Below are 440 nucleotides of genomic sequence, written 5' to 3' on the forward strand. Positions count from 1 at the left end.
GTAAAGGAGCGAAGATGAGTCAGGTACTGATTACAGGCGCAACGGGGCTGGTGGGCGGTCACCTGCTGCGGATGTTGATTAACGAACCGAAAGTTAACGCCATAGCCGCGCCGACGCGACGTCCGTTGGGAGATATGCCAGGAGTGTTCAATCCCCATGATCCGCAACTGACCGACGCGCTGGCGCAGGGCACCGATCCCATCGACATTGTGTTTTGTTGTCTCGGCACCACGCGGCGAGAAGCGGGGAGTAAAGAGGCGTTTATTCATGCCGATTACACGCTGGTAGTGGATACCGCATTAACCGGGCGGCGGCTCGGTGCGCAGCATATGCTGGTGGTCAGTGCTATGGGTGCTAATGCCCACTCGCCGTTTTTCTATAACCGCGTCAAAGGGGAGATGGAAGAAGCATTAATCGCCCAGAACTGGCCGAAATTGACC

At 56.6% G+C, this 440-nt stretch carries 1 protein-coding gene; it reads left to right on the plus strand.

Annotated features, from left to right (window positions below):
• Window positions 1–14: 14 nt before the first annotated feature.
• Window positions 15–440 (plus strand): NAD(P)H-binding protein (locus H7198_RS06910; RefSeq protein ID WP_274459007.1); only part of this gene is annotated, 426 nt, incomplete at its 3' end.

The sequence above is a fragment of the Fructobacillus sp. CRL 2054 genome (genome assembly GCF_028764065.1).
In the GTDB taxonomy this organism is placed as follows: Bacteria; Bacillota; Bacilli; order Lactobacillales; family Lactobacillaceae; genus Fructobacillus.